Origin of the sequence: Chitinophaga sp., assembly GCF_035761305.1 — a bacterium.
GTDB lineage: Bacteria > Bacteroidota > Bacteroidia > Chitinophagales > Chitinophagaceae > Chitinophaga.
Genome location: NZ_DASTRI010000172.1, coordinates 1 through 12,634, shown reverse-complemented (window position 1 = coordinate 12,634; position 12,634 = coordinate 1). Strand labels below are relative to the sequence as shown.

Annotated in this window: 11 protein-coding genes; 7 read left to right on the top strand and 4 right to left on the bottom strand. The window is 49.7% G+C overall.

Features of this window, described 5'->3' with window-relative positions; genetic code table 11:
* Positions 1-373 precede the first annotated feature (373 nt).
* Positions 374-892 carry a DUF4252 domain-containing protein gene (locus VFS25_RS14780; protein WP_326462933.1) on the top strand — a complete coding sequence of 173 codons (519 nt, stop codon included), beginning with the start codon at positions 374-376 and terminating at the stop codon, positions 890-892.
* A complete protein-coding gene (locus VFS25_RS14775; protein WP_326462932.1) occupies positions 889-1,428 on the top strand; it encodes a DUF4252 domain-containing protein in 540 nt (179 codons plus the stop codon). The genes VFS25_RS14780 and VFS25_RS14775 overlap by 4 nt, the downstream gene beginning before the upstream one ends.
* A gap of 85 nt (positions 1,429-1,513) precedes the next feature.
* Here VFS25_RS14775 and VFS25_RS14770 read toward each other — a convergent pair whose 3' ends face one another.
* The gene (locus VFS25_RS14770) at positions 1,514-1,801 is read right to left on the bottom strand and encodes a DUF721 domain-containing protein (protein ID WP_326462931.1); all 288 of its coding nucleotides are present in this window, start codon (positions 1,799-1,801) and stop codon (positions 1,514-1,516) included.
* 208 nt (positions 1,802-2,009) lie between these two features.
* Complete coding sequence (recF, locus tag VFS25_RS14765; RefSeq protein WP_326462930.1) at positions 2,010-3,089, bottom strand: DNA replication/repair protein RecF; 1,080 nt, start codon at positions 3,087-3,089, stop codon at positions 2,010-2,012.
* Positions 3,090-3,361: 272 nt separating this feature from the next.
* On the opposite strand from recF, the gene pdhA reads away from it, so the two are divergent.
* The 5 genes from pdhA to VFS25_RS14740 all read left to right on the top strand — a co-directional run bounded on the left by pdhA (position 3,362) and on the right by VFS25_RS14740 (position 7,107).
* Positions 3,362-4,372 (top strand): pyruvate dehydrogenase (acetyl-transferring) E1 component subunit alpha, encoded by a 1,011-nt coding sequence (pdhA, locus tag VFS25_RS14760; RefSeq protein WP_326462929.1) that lies wholly within the window; start codon positions 3,362-3,364, stop codon positions 4,370-4,372.
* Between the two features lie 136 nt (positions 4,373-4,508).
* Positions 4,509-5,219 carry a tetratricopeptide repeat protein gene (locus VFS25_RS14755; RefSeq protein WP_326462928.1) on the top strand — a complete coding sequence of 237 codons (711 nt, stop codon included), beginning with the start codon at positions 4,509-4,511 and terminating at the stop codon, positions 5,217-5,219.
* Between the two features lie 12 nt (positions 5,220-5,231).
* Positions 5,232-5,729, top strand: a complete 498-nt coding sequence (gene ribH / locus VFS25_RS14750) for a 6,7-dimethyl-8-ribityllumazine synthase (protein ID WP_326462927.1) — start codon at positions 5,232-5,234, stop codon at positions 5,727-5,729.
* Positions 5,730-5,832: 103 nt separating this feature from the next.
* On the top strand, positions 5,833-6,552 hold the full coding sequence (locus VFS25_RS14745; protein ID WP_326462926.1) for a (Fe-S)-binding protein: 720 nt from the start codon (positions 5,833-5,835) through the stop codon (positions 6,550-6,552).
* 144 nt (positions 6,553-6,696) lie between these two features.
* The gene (locus tag VFS25_RS14740) at positions 6,697-7,107 is read left to right on the top strand and encodes an EVE domain-containing protein (protein WP_326462925.1); all 411 of its coding nucleotides are present in this window, start codon (positions 6,697-6,699) and stop codon (positions 7,105-7,107) included.
* A 26-nt stretch (positions 7,108-7,133) separates the two neighbouring features.
* On the opposite strand, the gene VFS25_RS14735 is transcribed toward VFS25_RS14740, so the two are convergent.
* The gene (locus VFS25_RS14735; RefSeq protein WP_326462924.1) at positions 7,134-8,831 is read right to left on the bottom strand and encodes a GMC family oxidoreductase; all 1,698 of its coding nucleotides are present in this window, start codon (positions 8,829-8,831) and stop codon (positions 7,134-7,136) included.
* Positions 8,832-8,960: 129 nt separating this feature from the next.
* A partial coding sequence (locus VFS25_RS14730) for a fibronectin type III domain-containing protein (protein ID WP_326462923.1) occupies positions 8,961-12,634 on the bottom strand: 3,674 nt, incomplete at its 5' end.

Here is a 12,634-nt window from a genome sequence, read left to right as displayed (position 1 = left end):
AGCCTATGCAGAAACACAAAAGGCCCTGCAGCTGCTGGCCCGCAACCTGAACAAAGGCACCCAGCAAATGGAAAAGCTGTCTTACTTCAATGACGCTACAGAGAAGGTGAAAACAGTAGGAGAGTGAGGCAGTGGGGAATTACGAATTGAAGCGGTGCATAATACGTGCGGTGAGGCTACGAAAGGAGCAAATCATTTAAAAATCAAGCCATTCTAAAATCTGGTAAACATTAAACAAACAAAAGCAAATCATTGAATTGTCAATTACCAATTATAAGTAACAACAATGCCGTGGCGGATGAACACTTCAAAAAATAATCTGCCATCATTCGTAATTCGTAAACGACAATTCGTAATTAAAAAAGCATTCATCATGAGAAAACATATTCTCCTCCTCCTCCTGCTGGTTGCCGGTTTACAGGCATCGGCACAACAGGGAAGCACCCTGGACCGGTTCTTCCAGAAATATGAAGAAGACCGCGGTTTTACCCTGGTAAGCGTTACACCTAAAATGTTCAGCATGTTCAGCAAGCTGGATATTAATACCGGTGAAGGACAGCAGTTTATGCAAATCATTAAGAAGCTGCGCGGCCTGCGCATCATTGCCAAGGAAGATACCAAAGACGGTCCTAAACTGTACCGCGAAGCAGCCGCCATGCTTACCAAAGACCTGGACGAGCTGATGACCGTGCGCGATGAAAACACCGACCTGAAATTTATGGTAAAGGAAAATGCGAAAGGCAATATTTCTGAGCTGATTATGCTGGTAGGCAGCGACAGCGAATTTGTGGCAATGAGCCTTGTAGGTGATATTGACCTCAATGAAATATCGCAGATCGCCAATAACATGAACATTCAGGGTATGGATAACCTCAAAAAATTAAAGAAATGAAAGCACGCGCACTGTTCTTTGCCTTGTGCCTTGCCGCAGCAGCCGGGCCGGCCTTTGGCCAGCAGAAATACCTGAAAAAGTTCCAGCGCACGTATTACGACCGCGCTGAAACCCATCGGATTGGACTGGGTTTCCTCATAAAGATCGGCAGGGGGCTCATACCTGCCCGCCTCATTGGCGATGAGGATGTAACTACCATCAAACGCCTGCTCAAAAAAGTAAGCAAGCTGAAAGTATACACCATTACGCCCGACGAAAATGAAACCATTGCAGCAGAAGATATTACCAACCTGCGGCAAACGCTGATTGACAGATCGCACCTGGAGCCGCTGCTGGAGGTAAGGGACCAGGGAAGCCACGTATACCTGCTGAACAAGGGAAAGGATGATGAACTGGGGAACGTGGTAATGCTGGTGAAGGATGACGAAGATATGGTAATGGTGCACTTCCATACCCGCCTGAAGATGGATGACATCCAGGACCTGATAAACCGCAGCATGGCCAAATCAGATACCAGCAGCCTACAAACCATGTAGTTGCTGCACTGTTAATTAATAAAAAAGGTGAAAAGTAAAGCTTACCCGCTGCTACTTTTCACCTTTCTTTTTTCGTTTATACAACTCAGTTAATAATTACTTCCCTTACCACCGGCTCGCCCAGCATTTCATTCACCAGCTTAATAATCTTTTCCCTGGCGTAATTTAATTCCTGCTTCAGCGGCGCTACAGAGGTGGTTATGATCAGTTTAGCGTCAATCAGCTGTATATTTTCTGTATAACGTGCAATGGTTTTACCCATCAGCTGTTCCCAGTTTTCCTGTATACGTACCTCCATCATCCGCGGTTTCAGGCGGCTTTTATTCATATACTCGCGGAGCGCATCTCCAATTGAGCTAATACCATGGCGCATGCACCAAAGGTAATTAATAATGAATAATTAAGAATTAATAATTAGGGCGCAGTGGCTTATCAAGAAGCAGGTAGATAAACAAAAGGCAGGGATATTGAATAATTAAGAATTAAGAATTAATAATTAATAATTAATAATTAATAATTAAGGGGCAGTGGCTTATCAAGAAGCAGGTGGATAAACAAAAGGCAGGAATATTAATTCTTAATTATTCATTATTAATTAACTGAAACTCTTCCTTTCCTTCAAAAGCATCCAGCAGGCGCCGGGCATGGGTATCGGTGATAAATACCTGTCCGTATTCGGGGCTGCTTACCAGCTGTATAAGGCGGGTTACCCGTTCCTGGTCCAGCTTTTCAAATACATCGTCCAGCAGCAGCAGGGGAGGGAACTGCTTGTGCAGCTTTATTACCTCATACTGGGCCAGCTTCAGCGCAAACAGGAAGCTTTTGCGCTGTCCCTGGGAGGCACTGGCCTTCATGGCATGATCGTCCAGCAGAAACACCAGGTCGTCCCGGTGAATGCCGCTGCTGGTGCGCTGCAGCAGCATATCTTTATGGCGGTTGGCTGCCAGCAGCTTGTCCAGCGGCTGTTCCAGCAAATGACACTGGTATTGTATGTTCACCACTTCATGCCTGCCGGCCAGGTAATCATACAGCTGCTGCACCTGGCGGATGAATGCCGGTAAAAAGGCCTGTCGCATTTCAAACACCGGGGCGCCGTGCTGCGCCAGCTGCTCGTCAAAAATATCCAGCAGGGCATCCTGGCTGCGGCCCTGGGTGGCAATGGTCTTCAGCAGGCTGTTCCGTTGCTGTAATACCTTATTATAGGTGATCAGGTGCTCCAGGTAGCTGGGGTACAGCTGGGAAAGCAGGGCATCCAGCCACTTTCGGCGTTCTTCGCTGCCGCCTAAAATGATTTCCGCGTCATCCGGCGCAATCATTACAGCCGGGAACTGGCCAATGTGCCGTGAAAACCGGTCATAGCTTTCATCATCCAGGCTAATCTCTTTTTTACCATCTTTAACGGTGCATATAATCCGGTGCAGCTGGCTGTTGCGTTCCAGCACCCCTTCCAGCCGGAAGCCGTTGGTGTGGTATTGCGTATTCTGCCCTTCGTTGCTGCTGAAATAGCTTTTGGTGAAGCACAGGTAGTAAATGGCGTCCAGCAGGTTGGTTTTACCGCTGCCGTTACGGCCGGTAATGCCTACTATACGCTGCTGAAAGGCATACGCGGTGTGCGTATAGTTCTTGAACTGGGTAAGCGATATGTTTTTTAGAGATAGCAAGGCGCAAAGATGGAGAAAAAAGCATAAAGCTGAAAGCATAAAGCATAAAGCTGGAAACCCAAAGCAGAAAGCATGGGGCTGAATGTGGAAAGCGCGAATTGCAGGGATGGCTGTAGGAGCCGGTGCTGCGGCAACCACCCGGGCCTTATGCTTTACGCTTTCGGCTTTATGCTTTCCGCTTCTAATTCATAAACGACAAATTTACAGGGAATTGGCACAGTTATTTAGTTTTTAGGATTTTCCTGTTATATTTGCGGACAAATTTAGAAATAGTGGCTACTAAAACAGACGCGAAGACGAAGTTTACGAAAGAAACGTACTTGTACTGGTATGAGTTAATGCTCCTGCTGCGCCGCTTTGAAGAAAAAGCCGGCCAGTTATATGGTATGCAGAAGATACGTGGTTTTTGCCACCTGTACATCGGGCAGGAAGCAATTGCCGCTGGCGCCATGAGTGCTACCAAGCCTTCTGATAAATTCATTACCGCTTACCGCGATCATGCCCTGGCCATTGCCAAAGGCATTTCTGCCAATGCCTGTATGGCTGAGCTGTACGGCAAGGCAACCGGTTGTTCCAAAGGTAAGGGAGGCAGCATGCACTTCTTTTCCAAGGAAAAAGGTTTCTTCGGCGGCCACGGTATTGTAGGCGCACAAATAGGTACCGGCGCCGGCCTGGCCTTTGCGGAACAATACCAGGGTACAGATAACGTGGTGCTTTGCTTCTTTGGCGATGGCGCCGCCCGCCAGGGTATTTTGCATGAAACCTTTAATATGGCCATGCTGTGGAAGCTGCCGGTGATCTTCATTTGTGAGAACAACATGTACGCCATGGGTACTTCTGTAGAACGTACCTCCAATGTACTGGATATATACAAGCTTTCTGAGGCCTATGAAATGCCCAGCGATACCATTGACGGTATGAGCTGCGAAGCGGTTCATGAAGGCCTGGAAAGAGCTGTAAAACGCGCCCGCGAAGGCAATGGGCCTACCCTGGTAGAGATCAAAACCTACCGCTACCGCGGCCACTCCATGAGTGACCCGGCTAAATACCGCACCAAGGAAGAAGTAGAAGAATATAAAGAGAAAGATCCCATCAACATTGTGTTGAAAACGATCCAGAAGAACAAATGGGCAACAGAGGCAGAAATAGAAGCCATTAACGAGAAGGTGAAGCATGAGGTGGACGAATGCGTGAAATTCGCAGAAGAGTCACCCTGGCCTTCCGATGATGAGCTGCTGAAAGACGTGTACATGCAGGAAGATTATCCCTTTATTGTAGATTAATAAGCTAAGTTGATAGGTGCGAGTGGTTAGCTGTTAGTAATTTTTGCGGGCTACCCGCAGGCGCTAACAACTAACCACTTGTCGCTAACCGCTCCTGGTAATACCTGTGAGTAAAAACTGATAACAAACAAACACAATGGCAGCAGAAACAAAGCATAAAGCCGCTACACCAAACGCCACAACAAGCAAGCAGGAATTTGACCTGCAGCAGTCTATGCACAAGGCAGAAGACTTTTACTACAAAAACAAGAACGTCATTAACATTGCAGTGGTAGCAGTGATAGTGATCGTAGGCGGTTTCTTTGCCTACAACCGTTTCATTAAAGCGCCAAACGAGAAAAAAGCCCAGGAAATGGTTTTCCATGCGCAGCAGTACTTTGCGGTAGACTCTTTCCGCCTGGCCCTGAATGGCGACGGTAACAACTACGGATTTTTACAGGTAATAGACAAATACGGCGGCACCAAAGTGGGCAACCTGGCCAAATACAGCGCCGGCGTATGTTACGTAAGACTGGGCGAATTCCAGAAAGGAATTGACCTGCTGAAGTCTTTTAACGCAAACGACAAGCTCGTACAGGCATATGCGTACGGCCTTACCGGCGACGCCTATATGGAGCTGAACAAAACAGAAGACGGCATTGACTATTACAAAAAGGCAGGCCATTACAGCGATAATGAGCTAACCGCGCCCCTGTACCTGTTCCGCGCCGGCCTGGCTTTACAAAAAGCCGGTAAAACAGATGAGGCAATTGCCATTTACAAAGAAATTAAAGAAAAATATCCCCAAACCAACGAAGGCCGTGAAATGGATAAATACCTGGCGAAGTTGGGAGTAGTAAGAGAGTAGAATAATTGATCCATGTCAATACATAATCAAACATTATTGAACGATGCTGGCATTCTCCATTTAGAGGATGCCAGTGTTGTTATGATCTATACTGAATGGAACGACAGCGTGACCAATGAGCTGGTAGCTGGTTGCGAACGCACCTTACAGCAGTACAACGTGTCCCGCATTGCAAAGGTGCAGGTGCCCGGCGCGTTTGAGCTGCCGTTTGCCTGCCGCCGGTACTGGGAAACCCATAAAGGCACCGGCATGCAACCTGGCGCTATTATTGCTTTCGGATGCGTGATCCGTGGTGAAACCCCCCATTTTGATTATGTTTGTGATGGTGTTACCAGCGGCATTATGCAGCTGAATCTTGAGCTGCCCGTGCCTGTTATATTTGGCGTGCTTACGGTAAATAATATGGAGCAGGCGCAGGAACGCTTAGGCGGCATACATGGGCACAAAGGGGACGAAGCAGCAATTACTGCACTGAAAATGATAGCCATGTTAAGGCAAATGCAGCAATAGCTTTTGCCTCCCGGCAATCAGAGTTAAGTGTAAGTATTAATGACCGGCAGCTGCCCGGGGCTAACCGCAAATAATACCGCCTAACAATATTAACTGACAGAGAATGAACGTACAGCTTTTCATACCATGTTTTGTGGATCAGCTTTTCCCGGAAACAGCCTTTAATATGGTAAAAGTACTGGAAAAGCTAGGGTGCAATGTGAACTATAACGCCAACCAAACCTGCTGCGGGCAACCTGCCTTTAATGCCGGCTACCGGGAGGAATGCCGCTCAGTTGCCACCAAATTCCTCAAAGATTTTCATACCTACGATTATATAGTAGCGCCCAGCGGGTCCTGCACCGGCTTTGTACGCAACTACTACGGTAAGCTGTTTGATAATTCCGCTGCGCATAACGATGTAAAGCTGCTGCGTAAGCATATGTACGAGTTCACGGAATTCCTGACCCAGGTGCTGGGCGTTAGCGATACCGGCGCTACCCTGAACGGCGTGGGCACCTACCACGATGCCTGTGCTGCGCTAAGGGAATGCGGCATCAAGGAGGGCCCCCGCAAGCTGCTTTCCAAAGTAAAAGGGCTGGAGCTGCGCGAAATGAACGATTGTGAAGTATGCTGCGGCTTTGGCGGCACTTTCGCTGTAAAGTTTGAAGGCATTTCCATTGGCATGGGCGAGCAAAAGGTGCTGAACGCCATTGAAAGCGGCGCCGACTACCTTATTTCCACGGACCTTTCCTGCCTGATGCACCTGGACGGCTACATCCGCAAGCACGGGCATTCCATTAAAACCATGCACATTGCCGACGTGCTGGCCAGTGGCTGGTAATAATTAATAATGAATAATTAGTAATTAATAGAGAAGCTGTTCGGTGAGCTATTGATTATTGTTATTCATAACGGCATAAGTGTTTAAATGAGGCGTCAGCGCCTGGAAATTATTCATTCTTCATTCTTCATTATTAATTGTTTTATGAACTACTGGCTTGTTAAATCTGAACCTGTAAAATATTCCTGGGATAAGTTTGTAAAAGATGGTAAAACCTTTTGGGACGGTGTGCGCAACTATGCGGCCCGCAATAACCTGAAGGCTATGAAAAAGGGAGATACCGTATTTTTTTATCACAGCAACGAAGGGTTGGAGATTGTTGGCATTGCAGAGGTGATCAAGGAACATTACCAGGATCCTACCACCACTGATCCCAACTGGGTAGTGGTTGACCTGAAACCCGTAAAGCCCATGAAACGGCCGGTTACCCTGGCAGAGATAAAGGCGGAGAAACGCCTGGCCAACCTGCAGCTGGTAAGGCTAAGCCGCCTTTCTGTAAGCGCCGTTACGCCTGAAGAATACAAAGTGATTATGGAAATGGGAGAAACGAAGTAGATGTGCGGATGTGCAAATATGCACATCTACAAATCTCCTTTCTTCATTTCTCCCACTGCATAATCGCAGGCCCTTGCTGTTAGCGCCATATAAGTAAGCGACGGGTTCTGGCAGGCAGAGGAGGTCATGCAGCTGCCATCTGTTATAAATACGTTCTGCACGTCGTGCAGCTGGTTCCATTTATTCAGCACAGAAGTGGCCGGGTCATTGCCCATACGGGCAGTACCCATTTCATGTATACATTCCCCGCCAATATAGTTGTAATCAAAACCCCGCACATTGGTAAACCCGCTCTTTTCCAGCATTTCCATAGCGCTTTCCTTCATGTCTGTACGCATATTCAGCTCATTGCCGCCCAGCTCAAAAGATATTTTTACCTGCGGCTGGCCCCAGGCGTCTGTCCGGTAATGGTCCAGCGTTACGCGGTTGTAGGCATAGGGCAGGGTTTCACCCCAGCCGCCCAACCACATCGTCCACTTGCCGGGTGTGGTAATGGTCTTTTTAAAATCTTCCCCAAAACCGGGCTGTGTATAATTATCCATCCAGGCTTCCCGTTCGCCGTAGCCCTGGTAGCCAAAGCCGCGCACATAGCTGGTTGTGGCGGTAGCTGCGTCCAGGTTACGGAAGCGCGGTATATAAATGCCGGTGGGCCTTCTGCCTATGTAATAGCGGTCGTGGTAGCCGTTAAAATCGCCCTGGGCGCCTACTTTAAAGTGATGGTCCATCAGGTTGCGGCCTACCTGGTCGCTGCTGTTACCCAGTCCGTTGGGAAAAGCGTCTGACACAGAGTTGAGCAGTATAGCTGCGGTGGCAATGGTAGAGGCATTCAGGAAAATAATGCGCGCGTAATATTCGTAATGCTCTTTTGTTTGCGTGTCTATAACGCGCACGCCTATAGCTTTTCTTTTATCCTTGTCGTAAATAACCGATGCAACAGTTGAAAAGGGCCGCAGCGTAAGGTTGCCGGAGGCATTGGCTGCCGGCAGGGTAGCGGCGTTGCTGCTAAAGTACCCCCCGTAAGGACAGCCGCGGTGGCACAGGTTGCGGTACTGGCAGGGCATGCGCCCGTTCCAGCCTTTGGTAAGGTTGGCCACACGGGCAATGGTTACCAGGCGGTCGCCGTACTTTTTCTGCAGCTGTTCACGAAGGTGCAGCTCCAGGCAGTTCATGTCCATCGGCGGCAGGAATTTGCCGTCCGGTAACTGGGGCAGCCCTTCTGCCTGCCCGCTGATGCCTGCAAAAGTTTCAACATAATCATACCAGGGAGCAATATCCTTATAGCGGATGGGCCAGTCAACCCCGTAGCCGTCTTTTGCATTGGCTTCAAAATCGAGGTCGCTGAGGCGGTAGCACTGGCGTCCCCAGGTAAGGGAGCGGCCGCCTACCTGGTAGCCCCTTATCCAGCTGAAAGGTGTTTGCTGTATATAGGGATGTTCATGATCGCGTACAAAAAACTGCTTGCTGCTTTCATCATAAACAGCGCTTTGTACCGGGTCGGCCATAACATCCTTTTCAGGGTTGGTAAGGCGGTGCCTGAAATCCCAGGGGTTCAGCAGGGTAGTGGGATAATCTTTAATGTGCTCCACGTTACGGCCTCTTTCCAGCAGCAGGGTTTTCAACCCCTTTTCTGTAAGCTCTTTAGCCGCCCAGCCTCCGCTGATACCCGATCCAACAACAATGGCATCGTAGGTGTGTTCCTGTACGGATTTAGTATTCAAATACATGTTTAAAGACGGTCATTACTTCTAAGGTATAGTAATAAATATAATTAAAAGATCCGGTTACCGCAGTAACCGGATCTGGCTTATTTTCTCAGCACAATGATTTCAATCTGTTAAGAACCTGCAATTCCGTTAATTCCTGATCAGCTTAATCGTCTTCACCGGCTTGCTTTCAGACAGGATCTGCAGCAGGTACAGGCCATTGCCCAGCACACGGTTGCCTACATCAATCCTTTCCTGGTATACGCCGCTGCTTCTCTTGCCCAGGTCTTTCACCAGTATCAGGCGGCCATTGCCATCCAGTAAGCGGATGAGGATGCGGGCTTCCTGCTGCTGGCGGATAGACAGGTTAATGTAAGAGCTGAACGGATTCGGATATGCATTTTCAACGGTTATGCCATCCACGCCATCGTCATTATGTTGCTGTACTGTCGCCGGTTGTACGGTCGGAGCCAGGGCGCCCATTACGCCAATGTTGGTGGTGCGCACATTACTCATTACGCCGCCGCCGTAATTGGGCAGGCTTTGCAGGCCGGAGCTGTCTTCCGGCGGGAAGGCGTTAATGACCATGGCATTCAGGTAACCATAGTTGAGCGCAGTGTACACGGTAATTATGATCTCGCCATTACCATCCGGTTTCACATTTTCTATAGTCACGGTATTGGACCTGTTATCATTTGCATCCAGTGTTACCACTTTGGTGCCGATGGCGTAAGCAGTGATCCTGGTGCCTCCGCTGGCACGGCTGCCAAAGAAGGTGAAGGAGTACTGTTTGGCCTGATCCAGTCCGCTGATCTTCATACGGGCAGTATCGGTTTCCGTGTAGTAAGACTCTGCCATTACTTTATCGGGGTATACACCGCTGTTGTCGCCGGTTTGCACACCGGCAGGGTTGGTACCTGTAAAGTTGCTTACAATCGTCATAGATACACTGGTGGTATTACCGCCGTCGTCCTGCAGGTTGCCTAAGGTAAGCCCTTCATAAGGCAGCGCTGCAGTGTTGTTCCACGGTGCCGGTGCTATAGTGGTGGTGGTAAAGTTTACGTATAAACCATACGCCAGGGTACCACCGGTGGCAATGTTGCTGTAGTCTGAGTACAGCGTGCCTGCTTTGGCGCGTACCTTATAGTAGTAAACGCTGTTGGCAGTGAGGCTGCTGTCTTTATAAGTGGTCACATTGGTGGCTACGGTGCCCAGCAGGGTGTAGGTGCCGTTGCGGGATGCGGAGCGGTACACTTCAAAGCCGGTTTCGTTGTTGGATTTATCGGCCCAGTTCAGCGTTATGCTGGTGCGCGTGCCCGGGGCAGCTACCAGGTTGGCCGGCGACAGCGGCTTGCCGTCATCTACATAAGACTGTATTACCAGTGCGTTCAGGTAAGCAGAGAACGAGCCGGAAGCCTGTTTAACGGTAAAGATGATATTGCCCGAGCCGTCTGGTGTAAGGCCATTCAGCTGTACCGTGTTGCTAACATTGCTGGCGGCGTTCAGCGTCACGCTCTGGCCATTGGCGGCGTAAATAGTGTTACGGTTATCCGTTACGCCGGTGCGGCTGCCAAAGAATACCAGGTTGTATTTGCGGCTGGCGGAAAGCCCGCTGATGCGAACGCGTTTTTCCGCACCGCTCTGGTCATAGAAGAAGGTCTTCATGACCGCATCGGGGTACACGCCTGAGTTATCGCCGGTTACTGCGCCTACGTTGTTTGCGCCGGTCATTGCATCCAGCACGGTGATGCTGATGCCGGAGGCGTTGCCTGCTTCATCCTGCAGGTTGCTAATGCCTGCATTTGCATTCGGCACTGCGTTAAAGTTATTCCACGGTGCGGAGGCCGGCTCTACCTGGTTGCAGTTAACATATATGGAAGTAACCTTCTTGTCTGTTACCTGCACGGTAAAGGTCCGGCTGCTGGTATCGCCCCTGCTGTCGGTGGCTATTACCTTCAGGGTATATTTACCAATGTCGGAGGTGGCAGGCGCCAGGTTCAGGTTAGCTGTACCGTTGCCGGTATTGGTAAGGGTAGCAAAAGCCGGGAAGCCGCTGGCGGAGAGGGTAATAACATCATCCGGCGCGTCCGTAGCGCTGACTGCTATTTGCGTGGTGGTGTCCGACTTCATTATCACGTTGGCAATAGCGGCCAGTACGGGCGGCTGGTTGGGCACCAGTATGGATGTGGTGTCCGTGAACGGTGATGCGCCGTAATCGTTAATGGCCCTTGCCAGGTAGTACCAGGTATTGCCGCTGGTAGCGCCCAGGTCCGTATATGCGGTGTCGTTAGCCGGACGGGTGGCAAGCAGCGTATAAGGACCGGCCTGAGATGATGCGCGGTACAGCTCATACGCGTTTTCGTTGTATGCCTGGTCGGTCCAGCTAAGCCTTACACCCTGTGTAAGTGTGCGCGCGGCAAAATGGCCTGGTTTGGCTGGTGCGGTGCTGTCGTCATACACAGCATCAATCACCAGGGTGTTAATGTAAGCGTACTGGGAACCGGCTGCCGGCTGTATGTCAAATGTAACACCGCCTGCGCTGTCGGCCCGTACGTTATTTATCGTTACGGTTTGGTTAATGTTATTGGTACCATTCAGCGTAACGCTGGCGCCGTTAATAGTGTAGGTGGCGGCGCGCGTATCACTGATGCCGTAACGGCTGCCAAACATGGTAAAGCTGTATTTGAAGCCGGGTTTAAGACCGGTAAAGCGCATGGTTTGCTTGGCGTTCTGTGTCCACCAGTTGCTGGTCATGGCATTGTCGGGGTAAATACCCGAGTTGTTGCCGGTAGTGTAGCCCTGGTTGTTGGTGTTTACGCCGCCGTTAATGTTTTGCCATGGCGTAAGTATGGTAAAGGCCATACCGGTGTTGTTGCCGGAAAGGTCTTTTATGTTGGTGAACACATCGTTCAGCACGGGCCGTTTGTTGGTGTTGTACCATGGAGCAGCGGCCTGGTAGCTGCCTTCGGTAAAGTTAATATCTACCGAATAGTTGGGATTTATATCTGTTACATTGATCGTAAAGGACTTGGTATCTGTACCGCCTTTATTATCGCTTATATTAACCGTTACCGGGTAGGTGCCTGCATCTGCATAGCCGGGCGCCAGCACTACCTGGCCGGTTCTGCCGCTGGTAGTAAGGGTGGCAAAGGCAGGCAGGCCGGTTACTGTCCAGATGGTGGTATCTGTGGCATTCTGATCGCTTGCCTGCACAGTAAACTGTGCGGTGGTTTTTTCTGCCAGGCTTACATCATTAATAGTGGTCAGCGATGGCTGATAGTTATCATCCACGGTGAGCTTAAAGGTGCTGTTGGTTACGCCGCCATGCTGGTCGGTGGCGGTAACCTGTATGTTATACACGCCTATATTAGCCGGGCTGGCGGGCGAGAAGGTCATGGTAATGCCTGACTGGCCATTGGCAGAGATGCTGGTAAAGGCAGGTGTGTTGGCAGTGGTTATGCTCACCGGTTCATCATCCGGATCAGAAGCGGTGATGTTGTAGCTGATCTGGGTGCCGTAACGCATTGTACGGTCTGACAGGCCGGCTATTTCCGGCAGATTATTGAGCGTGGTTGTAAATGCCTCATTGGAGTAAGCGCTTACGCCACCATCGTTTTTGGCGCGTACCTGGTAGTAGTACTTAGCGTTGGCGAACAGGGCAGAATCTGCAAAGGTAGCCTGTGTAGTGCTGTTAGCGCCTACAGTAGCAATTAATACGTAGTTGGCATTGTTGTTGGCAGAGCGGTAAACTTCAAAACCTGTTTCATTCGTACTGTTGTCTTTCCACGTCAGGTTAATCTTATCGCTGGCGGTAGCCGTAGCCA

What these genes read in the sequence shown, in the direction of transcription:
- ribH (WP_326462927.1), top strand. Translation starts at nt 5,232, where the DNA reads ATGTCAATACATAATCAAACATTATTGAACGATGCTGGCATTCTCCAT.
- VFS25_RS14775 (WP_326462932.1), top strand. Translation starts at nt 889, where the DNA reads ATGAAAGCACGCGCACTGTTCTTTGCCTTGTGCCTTGCCGCAGCAGCC.
- VFS25_RS14755 (WP_326462928.1), top strand. Translation starts at nt 4,509, where the DNA reads ATGGCAGCAGAAACAAAGCATAAAGCCGCTACACCAAACGCCACAACA.
- VFS25_RS14770 (WP_326462931.1), bottom strand. Translation starts at nt 1,801, where the DNA reads ATGCGCCATGGTATTAGCTCAATTGGAGATGCGCTCCGCGAGTATATG.
- VFS25_RS14780 (WP_326462933.1), top strand. Translation starts at nt 374, where the DNA reads ATGAGAAAACATATTCTCCTCCTCCTCCTGCTGGTTGCCGGTTTACAG.
- VFS25_RS14745 (WP_326462926.1), top strand. Translation starts at nt 5,833, where the DNA reads ATGAACGTACAGCTTTTCATACCATGTTTTGTGGATCAGCTTTTCCCG.
- VFS25_RS14735 (WP_326462924.1), bottom strand. Translation starts at nt 8,831, where the DNA reads ATGTATTTGAATACTAAATCCGTACAGGAACACACCTACGATGCCATT.
- VFS25_RS14740 (WP_326462925.1), top strand. Translation starts at nt 6,697, where the DNA reads ATGAACTACTGGCTTGTTAAATCTGAACCTGTAAAATATTCCTGGGAT.